This window comes from Nitrosomonas sp. (genome assembly GCF_040256045.1).
Classification (GTDB): Bacteria; Pseudomonadota; Gammaproteobacteria; order Burkholderiales; family Nitrosomonadaceae; genus Nitrosomonas.
Map to the genome: position 1 here is coordinate 24,092 of NZ_JBDZWD010000024.1, position 9,793 is coordinate 33,884.

The 9,793-nt window shown below is 49.8% G+C and carries 9 protein-coding genes; 7 read left to right on the top strand and 2 right to left on the bottom strand.

The genetic code is table 11. From position 1 onward, the window contains the following. The first annotated feature begins 2 nt into the window (after positions 1-2). The 7 genes from accD to ilvA all read left to right on the top strand — a co-directional run bounded on the left by accD (position 3) and on the right by ilvA (position 7,899). The gene (gene accD, locus ABUL11_RS06340; protein WP_350283020.1) at positions 3-893 is read left to right on the top strand and encodes an acetyl-CoA carboxylase, carboxyltransferase subunit beta; all 891 of its coding nucleotides are present in this window, start codon (positions 3-5) and stop codon (positions 891-893) included. Positions 894-996: 103 nt separating this feature from the next. Then, a complete protein-coding gene (gene folC, locus ABUL11_RS06345; RefSeq protein ID WP_350283021.1) occupies positions 997-2,289 on the top strand; it encodes a bifunctional tetrahydrofolate synthase/dihydrofolate synthase in 1,293 nt (430 codons plus the stop codon). A gap of 20 nt (positions 2,290-2,309) precedes the next feature. Beyond that, positions 2,310-2,966: an SPOR domain-containing protein gene (locus tag ABUL11_RS06350; protein ID WP_350283022.1), complete on the top strand. Its 657-nt coding sequence runs from the start codon at positions 2,310-2,312 to the stop codon at positions 2,964-2,966. Continuing rightward, positions 2,963-3,463, top strand: a complete 501-nt coding sequence (locus ABUL11_RS06355; RefSeq protein ID WP_350283023.1) for a CvpA family protein — start codon at positions 2,963-2,965, stop codon at positions 3,461-3,463. Before ABUL11_RS06350 ends, ABUL11_RS06355 begins: the two co-directional genes overlap by 4 nt. 103 nt (positions 3,464-3,566) lie before the next feature. Continuing rightward, on the top strand, positions 3,567-5,084 hold the full coding sequence (gene purF, locus ABUL11_RS06360; protein WP_350283024.1) for an amidophosphoribosyltransferase: 1,518 nt from the start codon (positions 3,567-3,569) through the stop codon (positions 5,082-5,084). Positions 5,085-5,100: 16 nt separating this feature from the next. Then, entirely contained in the window at positions 5,101-6,276 is a 1,176-nt protein-coding gene (locus ABUL11_RS06365; protein WP_350283025.1) for an O-succinylhomoserine sulfhydrylase, read from the top strand. A 111-nt stretch (positions 6,277-6,387) separates the two neighbouring features. Next, positions 6,388-7,899: a threonine ammonia-lyase, biosynthetic gene (ilvA, locus tag ABUL11_RS06370; protein ID WP_350283026.1), complete on the top strand. Its 1,512-nt coding sequence runs from the start codon at positions 6,388-6,390 to the stop codon at positions 7,897-7,899. Between the two features lie 119 nt (positions 7,900-8,018). On the opposite strand, the gene ABUL11_RS06375 is transcribed toward ilvA, so the two are convergent. Then, complete coding sequence (locus ABUL11_RS06375) at positions 8,019-9,425, bottom strand: sensor histidine kinase (protein WP_350283027.1); 1,407 nt, start codon at positions 9,423-9,425, stop codon at positions 8,019-8,021. Then, positions 9,412-9,793, bottom strand: a 382-nt coding sequence (locus tag ABUL11_RS06380; RefSeq protein ID WP_350283028.1) for a winged helix-turn-helix domain-containing protein, incomplete at its 5' end; no start/stop codon positions are given. The genes ABUL11_RS06380 and ABUL11_RS06375, both read right to left, overlap by 14 nt.

The following is a 9,793-nucleotide window of genomic DNA, read 5'->3' on the forward strand; positions in this document are numbered from 1 at the left end:
GTATGAGCTGGTTTGAAAGCATTATCCCACCCAAAATAAAACGTAAGGAGAACGGTGAGAAAAAGGCCGTTCCCGAAGGTTTGTGGAGTAAATGTGCCAGTTGCGAAGCTGTACTTTATTGCACCGATCTGGCAAAAAATCTTAATGTCTGTCCAAAATGTGGTCACCATAATCGCATTTCAGCTCGCAAACGTCTCGAATTATTACTGGATCCCCAAGATCGTCATGATATCGGTACCGATATCATTCCGCAGGATCCCCTGAAATTTCGTGACAGCAAACGCTATACGGACAGGCTGAGTGATGCATATGAAGCTACTGGTGAGACTGATTCACTGGTGGCCATGCGTGGCAACATCAAATCAGTTCCGGTTGTTGCTGCAGTTTTCGAATTTGGCTTTATGGGTGGATCCATGGGGTCTGTGGTGGGTGAACGTTTCGTTCGTGCTGTAAAAGCCTGTGTCACACATCACTTGCCTTTCATTTGTTTCAGCGCAAGCGGAGGAGCTCGTATGCAGGAAGGTTTGTTTTCGCTGATGCAAATGGCGAAGACAACTGCGGCACTGGAGCAGTTGAGCAAAGAGCGGCTGCCTTTTATTTCTGTGCTGACAGATCCCACGATGGGCGGAGTTTCAGCCAGCTTTGCGTTTATCGGTGATGTCGTGATTGCCGAACCCAGGGCACTGATCGGCTTTGCCGGACCGCGCGTTATCGAGCAAACCGTACGCCAAATATTACCTGAAGGTTTTCAGCGAGCAGAGTTTCTGTTGGCGCATGGTGCGATAGATTTGATCATCGATCGTCGCGAAATACGTGACCGGCTGGCAAATCTCTGCACATTACTGATGCGAACCCCGACCCCTGTATTACAGGTTATACCTGCAGATTTCTGATTGCTGCTACTATTCACTATTAGTCCAGTAACAGATCGATCCAGGTTATTCTGAAATCAATAGTTACTGGCAGTACCTTCTTTACTTCTTCTCATTCAGATCAATGATTGATATCCAGCCCACGACCCTGGAAAATTGGTTGAGCTATCTCGAAAAGCTTCACCCAAAAACGATCGATATGGGCTTGGAACGGGTGAAGAAAGTAAGGGATGCCTTGGAATTGAAGCCGGAATTTCCCGTTATTACCATTGCCGGTACAAATGGCAAAGGCTCTGTCTGTGCGATGCTTGAGTCGATACTCGGTTGCGCATCCTACCGGGTAGGGTGTTATACCTCACCGCACTTGCTGTGTTACAACGAGCGGATACGGGTCGATCGACATGAAATCACCGATGAGGCCCTGTGTGAGATATTTGCTGAAATTGAATCTGCACGTGAATCGGTTCGGACTACGCTGACCTATTTTGAATTCGGTACCCTGGCTGCCATGCTGATATTCCTGCGATCGCATGTGGATGTGGCCATCCTGGAAGTCGGGTTGGGTGGGCGCTTAGATGCAGTCAATGTGTTCGATACTGACTGTGCGATACTGACCAGTATTGATCTGGATCATACGGATTACCTTGGATCGACACGGGAAGCCATCGGTCAGGAGAAGATCGGTATTTTCCGGGCCGACAAACCGGCGATCTGTGCTGAGCCGGATATTCCCGGCAATCTTCGTGAAAAGATGCGAGCCACGAACGCCAGACTTTACTGCATCAATGAAGCTTTTAGCTATACCGCAGATCATCTACAATGGCGCTATCAGGGTATATCCGGACGCCGTTACAGTTTACCGCTACCGGCCCTCAGGGGAGGTTGTCAACTGCAAAACGCGAGTGCGGTTCTGGCTGCACTGGAAGTTCTGGAAGAGTCATTCCCTGTTCCAATGGATGTTATCCGTCGCGGATTGGCCGAAGTTACTCTGGCGGGCAGATTTCAAATGATTTCGGCACGGCCCGTGATTATTCTGGACGTGGCACATAATCCGGCAGCAGCTTGCAGGCTGTCAGCCAATCTGGAAATCCTGCCGGTAAAAGGACATACTTATGCGGTGGTAGGGATGCTGAAAGATAAGGATATGGCTGGCACGCTTCGAGCCCTGAAAAACAACGTGAGTTACTGGCTGGTCTCGGATCTGGATGTAGCGAGGGGTGCATCAGCGAACGAAGTTTTACAGGCACTCGAGGAGGCCGGTGTTGAACGGCAGAATATTCTGCATACGTTCACGAATGTGCAGAATGCCTACGTGTATGCACGTGAACATGCCAGTGATAATGATAGAATATGTGTATTCGGGTCGTTTCATACTGTTAGCCCGGTGATGACGAGTTTGAGCGAATCAGATTCTTAAAGATGAGCGGATAATCAAAAATGATCAAAAATGTCAGTGAAGAAGAAATTCTCCTGAGGAAGCGAGCCAGAAGGCGCTTTATCGGTGCCGTTACGTTTGTAATTCTGTCGGTTGTTTTCCTGCCCATGATTCTTGATGATGCTCCCCAGCAGGAACAGCAGGAGATCGATATCCAGATTCCTTCCGAAGAACTTACAACGGAAACCTATCCCTGGATGACGCCGGAAAATGTTCCACCCACTGATGAAGCAGAGATTATGCCTGATCCGGATAAACCGTTACCTTTCAGTGACTCCGAGTACTCTGGGAAAATCGAAAATGATAAACCAGGCAGGGGAAGTGCGAGTGGAATACCGGTTCCAGCGAAAAAGCCACCATTTGTTAAATCTGCTCCGACTCCGGTTGTGCAGGAAAAGGCGCCTGTCAGTAATAATGTGAAAGTACAGAACGGTGCGTTTGTCATACAACTGGGTGCATTTTCTGATGTTTCTAAAGCAAAGCAGCAACAGCAGAATCTTGTTGAAAACGGAATCAGGGCATATACCGAGACGATCAAAGTCGGCAACAGTGAAATGACTCGCGTGCGTATCGGCCCGTTTGCCACACGAGAAGCTGCCGAAGCAGAGCATGAACGCTTAAAAAAGACCGGTTTGAGCGGTGTCGTGACGAGTAAATGACCGTTTTTGATTACATTGTTATCGGAATCATATCTTTCTCAGCTTTGTTGAGCATTACGCGCGGTCTGGTACATGAAATAGTGTCGCTCCTTGCCTGGATCATTGCATTCTTTGCCGCCAGCCGTTATTCAGTCAATATGGCACTTTTGCTGGCAGGTATGGTAGAGAACGAATCCATACGCATGCTGGTCGCATTCAGTGTGACATTTTTCATCGTTCTCCTGATAACGATGCTAGCGTCCAAACTGCTGTCTGCGCTAGTGAAGGGAGTAGGGCTCGGTCTAATAGACAGAATGCTGGGGGCTCTGTTCGGAATGATTCGCGGGCTGGTGATCGTATTGTTTCTGATAACGGCTGCCAGTTTTACGCCACTGCCGCAACAGCCATTCTGGCAAGAGGCGGCACTGAGCGAACCTCTGGAAGTAATGACAGCAGATATCATTCCCTGGTTACCCCAAGATTTCAGGAATCTCATTGATTTTGGCAGAGGCAGCTAAAATTCATGGCGTGACAGAATAAAATGCGTATCTCGTGACTCATACGGATACAGGCAATCAGTTGCAGGAAGTTTTATAATCCACTTTTTTCAGCGAGTTCGCTATGTGTGGAATTTTAGGCGTGGTAGCCCGGTCGCCCGCCAATCAGTTGCTTTATGATGGTCTGTTGATGCTGCAGCATCGTGGTCAGGATGCTGCCGGTATCGTTACTGCACAAGGTAACAGCTTTCACATGCATAAAGGTCTCGGTCTGGTACGGGATGTTTTTCGGACCCGGGATATGCGTGCGTTGCCAGGGTATATGGGGATCGGCCATGTGCGCTATCCCACGACAGGGTCTTCGACTTCTCCTGCCGAGGCACAGCCTTTTTACGTAAATTCCCCGTTTGGTATCGTATTGGCTCACAATGGCAATCTGACCAACGCGGAAACCCTCAATCAGGAACTGTTTCTTGCGGATCGGCGTCACGTTAATACACATTCCGATTCAGAAGTATTACTGAATGTACTGGCGCACGAGTTGCAAGAACGTGCTATCGGCTATCAACTTGACCCGGCTGAGATTTTCTCGGCGGTAGCCGGTGTACACGAACGCTGCCAGGGTGCCTACGCTGTTATTGCCATGATTGCAGGCTATGGTCTGCTCGCATTCCGTGATCCCTACGGAATCAGGCCGCTGGTGTTCGGTGAAGTAGAAACGGATGCGGGTACCGAATACATGGTGGCTTCTGAGAGTGTTGCCTTGGATACGCTTGGTTTTCGTCTCATCCGCGATGTTGCCCCCGGGGAAGCTGTTTTTATCGATATGGAAGGGCATTTCTACAGCCATCAGTGCGCTGTTCAAACAAGCTTGAATCCCTGTATTTTTGAGTATGTTTATCTCGCCCGGCCTGATTCGATGCTGGATGGGATCTCTGTTTATGAGACTCGTCTCAACATGGGTATCAATCTGGCAGACAAGATCAGTACTTCCATGCGACATCTCGATATCGATGTCGTGATTCCAATTCCGGAATCAAGTCGCCCAAGTGCCATGCAGCTTGCCAACCGCCTTGGGATCAGTTTCAGGGAAGGATTTGTCAAGAATCGTTATGTGGGCAGAACCTTCATTATGCCAGGTCAGCAACAACGCCGGAAATCAGTCAGGCAGAAGCTGAATGCGATCGAAATAGAATTTCGTGGTAAAAATATTCTGCTGGTCGATGATTCCATCGTGCGCGGAACTACCAGCCGGGAAATCGTCCAGATGGCGCGTGAAGCCGGTGCCAATAATGTTTACTTTGCTTCGGCAGCACCACCGGTACGTTTCCCGAATGTTTACGGTATCGATATGCCAACTCGTCAAGAGTTGATTGCAACAAATCGAACCGATGAGGAAATATGTCGTGAAATCGATGCGGATTATCTGGTTTATCAGAATCTGGACGCACTCAGGCAGGCAATCACTCAGATCGATCCACGAATCAGAAATTTTGAAACTTCCTGTTTTGACGGACAATACATCGCAGGCAATGTCACTCAGGAATATCTCTGCAGAATAGAATCACAACGTAACAATCTCGGCCTGTCTCAGGGTGAGCGTACCACTCAGCTTGATTTAGCTTTGTTATCAACAGATTAATCATAGAAAAACAATCATGACGAACGATCTGGATCCGGAAACGCTGGCCATTCATACCGGTGTTCACCGCAGTCAATTCAATGAACATTCAGAATCACTTTATCTGACTTCGAGTTTTGTATTTGACAGTGCTGCCCAGGCTGCAGCACGTTTTTCCGGACAAGAACCCGGGAATATCTATTCGCGTTTCACTAACCCGACCGTGACTGCAATGCAGGAAAGACTGGCTGTTCTGGAGGGTGCAGAAGCCTGTATTGCTACTGCTTCCGGTATGTCTGCAATTCTCACCAGTGTCATGGGTCTGCTGTCCGCCGGGGATCATATCGTTGCTTCGCGCAGTCTGTTTGGGTCTACCGTCAGCCTGTTCAACAATATTCTCAGCCGCTTCGGTATTCAAACGACATTTGTTTCAGCGACAGACCCTGCCGAATGGCAGGCTGCAGTCAGATCCGATACCAGGCTGTTTTTCCTGGAGACACCTTCCAATCCGCTGACTGAAATTTCCGATATCGCTGCACTGGCAGAAATAGCTAAACGAGCTGGTGTGTGGCTGGCAGTGGATAATTGTTTCTGTACACCGATCATACAGCAGCCACTCAAGTTAGGTGCAGATCTGGTGATTCATTCGGCAACAAAATATCTGGATGGGCAGGGCAGAGTGCTGGGAGGCGCCATCCTGGGAAAACGTGATTTACTTATGGACAGCGGCATATTCAGTTTTCTGCGAACTGCTGGCCCGAGCATCAGTGCATTCAATGCCTGGGTCATCCTGAAAGGGATGGAAACATTGAGTCTCAGAGTAAAGGCGCATTCTGATCATGCTCTGGAAGTGGCACGCTGGCTGGAAACCCATCCCCGGGTGGAGCGTGTGTTTTATCCCGGCCTGCCATCACATCCGCAGCACAAGCTTGCAATGCACCAGCAGAAAACAGGAGGGGGTATCGTTTCGTTCGAGGTAAAAGGCGGCAAGGAAGCTGCTTGGCGTGTTGTCGATGCCGCCCGGCTGATGTCGATTACAGCCAATCTTGGCGATACCAAAAGTACACTGACGCATCCTGCTACCACGACTCACGGACGAATCAGTCAGGAAGCACGCGAAGCTGCCGGAATCAGGGATGGTTTGCTGCGTATCGCGGTAGGTCTGGAATCACCGGATGACCTCAAGGCCGATCTTGCTCGCGGACTGCGATAAACGTGTGACGCGCGATTACTACAGACTCCGCGATTCTTCAGAATTTGATGCCAGCTCTGAAACTGACTTCTCACTCAGTGCTGTCATACTCCCGGTTTTTTCCACTTCATCATGGTAAATGATTATCTCGAAAGGATACTGACCGCGCATGTCTATGACGTTGCCAGCGAGACACCCCTTGATTTCGCTCCGTCATTATCTGCTCGTATCCATAACCGCGTACTGCTCAAAAGAGAGGACATGCAGCGAGTTTTTTCCTTCAAGCTGCGCGGTGCCTATAACAAAATGGCCAGACTATCTCCGGATGTACTGCAACAGGGCGTAGTGGCTGCTTCAGCGGGTAATCATGCACAGGGTGTAGCACTGGCCGCACAAAAGCTGGGTTGCTCTGCCACCATCGTAATGCCGGCTACCACGCCGCAAATCAAAATCAATGCGGTGATGGCAATGGGCGCAGCCGTGCTGTTGCAAGGGGATTCTTATAACGATGCCTACGAATATGCCCGGAATCTCGCCGAAGAAAAAGAAGCTGAATTCATCCATCCTTACGACGATCCTGATGTAATTGCCGGACAGGGCACGATTGCCATGGAAATTCTGCGCCAGCATCCGGGCAGGATTCATGCAATTTTTGTACCGATCGGTGGCGGAGGGCTGATTTCAGGCATTGCCGCATATGTGAAACGGCTGCGGCCGGATATCAAGGTGATTGGAGTTGAACCGGTTGATTCAAACGCCATGTATCGCTCCTTGCAGGCAGGTTATCGTGTTGAACTTTCCCAGGTGGGGCTGTTTGCGGATGGCGTGGCTGTCCGCCTGGTAGGCGAGGAAACCTTCCGGCTGTGTCGTGAGCTGGTGGATGAGATCATTCTGGTGGACTCGGACGCTATTTGTGCAGCGATCAAGGATATTTTTGAAGATACACGCTCCATCGTGGAACCTTCGGGAGCACTTTCGGTTGCCGGGTTGAAGGCATACGTCAAACAAAAGAATTTGTTGCACGAGGTCTTGGTTGCAATTGCCTCTGGCGCGAACATGAATTTTGACCGCTTGCGCCATGTGTCCGAACGGGCAGAGCTTGGGGAACAGCGTGAAGCCATCCTTGCGGTCACGATTCCCGAAAAACCGGGCAGCTTCAAGAAATTCTGCAATCTGCTGGGTGCTCGCAATATCACTGAATTCAATTACCGCTATGCGGACCCTGAGATGGCGCATGTCTTTGTTGGCGTATCGGTGAGAAATCGTGAGGAATCGCTACATTTGATCCAGATTCTGCAGGAGAACGGTTTGAAAACCGAAGACATGACCGATAATGAAATGGCCAAGCTGCATATCCGTCATATGGTGGGCGGGCGCAGTAGAGAAGTCAGGCATGAAATCTTGTATCGCTTCGAATTCCCTGATCGTCCGGGTGCACTCATGAATTTTCTGAATCATATGAGCGACCACTGGAACATCAGCCTGTTTCATTATCGTAATCATGGTGCTGATTTCGGTCGTGTGCTGATAGGCATACAAGTCCCGCCGGAAGATAAGCAGAAATTCAGGGAGTTTCTCGATAAGCTGGGTTACAGCTCCTGGGATGAAAATGACAATCCTGCATATCAGCTTTTCCTCGCCTGATTCCAGTATTTCGATTTGACCTGACTTTCTTATCAAATTCTGATGGTAGTAAAGACATTTTTTTGAAATTGCCGGCTTGTTTCCATCAGTTGCGTTTTCTCGTCATAATTATATTTTTATCATCGAAGAATCGCTATGGCTATAGGAATTTCGACCATTACGCGTAATCCGGAATTTTCTTTCGATACGGCAGCAAGTTCGATTCGTCCACCATGCAGTACCAGGATTTCATGGGCAATTGTCAGCCCTAGGCCGCTTCCGACGAAAGCGCCGGTTTCGGTTCCCCGATAGAAACGTTTCAGAACATGTTGCTTCTCTGATTGCGGAATACCTGGTCCGTTATCTGTAATAGTCAGGATGATATTTTCTCTCCCCTGTCGTACGTCAACTTTGATTCTTCCTCCTGCGGGCGTATAGCGGATGGCATTATCGATCAGATTGGCCAGCATTTCGGAGAGAAGTTGTCGATCACCGCGTATTGCCGGTATGGCTTCCGCAATATCGACGCTGACTTCGATGGCCTTATCCAGTGCCATTGGCACATGTTCGGCAACGACATCTTCGATCCATTCATCGACTGCCAGACTGGCAAATTCCGCTGCGCCCGTCAGGCCGGCTTCTGCGCGATTCAGGTTGAGTAACTGATTTGTCAGGCGGGAAAGGCGAGCCGAGGTCGCATCGAGCTTTGCGATAAAAGTGTGCAAGTCATTCGGATCGGCTCGCAGCGCAAGTTCGATCTGGGTTCGGAGTACAGTGATCGGGGTACGTAACTGATGAGTCGCATCGGCGATGAAGCGTCGCTGGGCTGCAATCGTTCGTCCCAGGCGCGCCATCAGGCCATTGATGACATGTACCTGTTCACGGACTTCTGCAGGCAGCCCGGTTTCGATCAATGGACTCAAGTCTTCATGGGTGCGTTGGGCGATGGCATCACGAATACGGCTCAGAGGGGCAATACCGCGACCGATACCGTACCAGACAAGCAGCCCGATACCGGAGAGAAAGAGTAACTGGGGCGCCAGCATATAGTAAGTCAGTACTTCCCGTGAAAGGATTTTGCGCTTGTTCAATGTTTCGGCTACCCGGACATGAATTGCTTCACCGGTATGCGGGTTAGGAATCGTGTACTCTACCAGGCACAGATGTTTTCCATCGATCACATCATTGTAGAACCAGGTTTCTCCTGGTGCCTTATCATCATCTGGATTGGGTGGCAGCCCATGGTTACCGACCAGCTGATATCCATGCTCATCCGATACGCTGAAATAAATCGTATCTACCTGATCAAACTCCAGCATACGGCGAGCAGTTGGTGGCAGATTGATTTCGACTGGATCCGGCTCGATATGAACCTGGCTGGCCAGGGTCTGGACCGTGTCTTCCAGTGCCCGGTCATAAGCCAGATTGGTGAAATGCAGGATGATTGCGTAGGCAACACCTATCCAGATACCAGTCAGCAGTATGATGGGGGGCAGCAGCCAGAGTAGAAGCCGTTGTCGCAGAGACAGATGTTCAAACTCCGGCATAGGGTTCCAGCAGATAGCCAAGTCCGTGGATAGTCCGGATGCGTATCCCCCATGGTTCCAGTTTCTTGCGTAGCCGGTGGATATAGACCTCGATTGTATTGACTCCGATTTCATCATCCCAATTACTGATTTTCTGGGCAAGACGCGTTTTGATCACAACCTGCCCGGTCCGCTGCATCAATACTTCAAGCACCATCATTTCTCGTACGGAGAAATCAGCGGGTTTGCCATTGATTGATATGACATGGCCATCCAGATCAAATTCGAGCGGCCCGTGAGTCAACCGTACCTGCCCGCCGGCAGCACGGCGAAGCAGGGCTTCGATACGGGCTTCCAGTTCCGGCAGGGCGAAAGGTTTGGTAAGGTAA

Coding starts and splice junctions, on each gene's coding strand:
- ABUL11_RS06350 (WP_350283022.1), top strand. CDS start 2,310: ATGATCAAAAATGTCAGTGAAGAAGAAATTCTCCTGAGGAAGCGAGCC.
- ilvA (WP_350283026.1), top strand. CDS start 6,388: ATGGTAAATGATTATCTCGAAAGGATACTGACCGCGCATGTCTATGAC.
- accD (WP_350283020.1), top strand. CDS start 3: ATGAGCTGGTTTGAAAGCATTATCCCACCCAAAATAAAACGTAAGGAG.
- purF (WP_350283024.1), top strand. CDS start 3,567: ATGTGTGGAATTTTAGGCGTGGTAGCCCGGTCGCCCGCCAATCAGTTG.
- ABUL11_RS06365 (WP_350283025.1), top strand. CDS start 5,101: ATGACGAACGATCTGGATCCGGAAACGCTGGCCATTCATACCGGTGTT.
- folC (WP_350283021.1), top strand. CDS start 997: ATGATTGATATCCAGCCCACGACCCTGGAAAATTGGTTGAGCTATCTC.
- ABUL11_RS06355 (WP_350283023.1), top strand. CDS start 2,963: ATGACCGTTTTTGATTACATTGTTATCGGAATCATATCTTTCTCAGCT.
- ABUL11_RS06375 (WP_350283027.1), bottom strand. CDS start 9,425: ATGCCGGAGTTTGAACATCTGTCTCTGCGACAACGGCTTCTACTCTGG.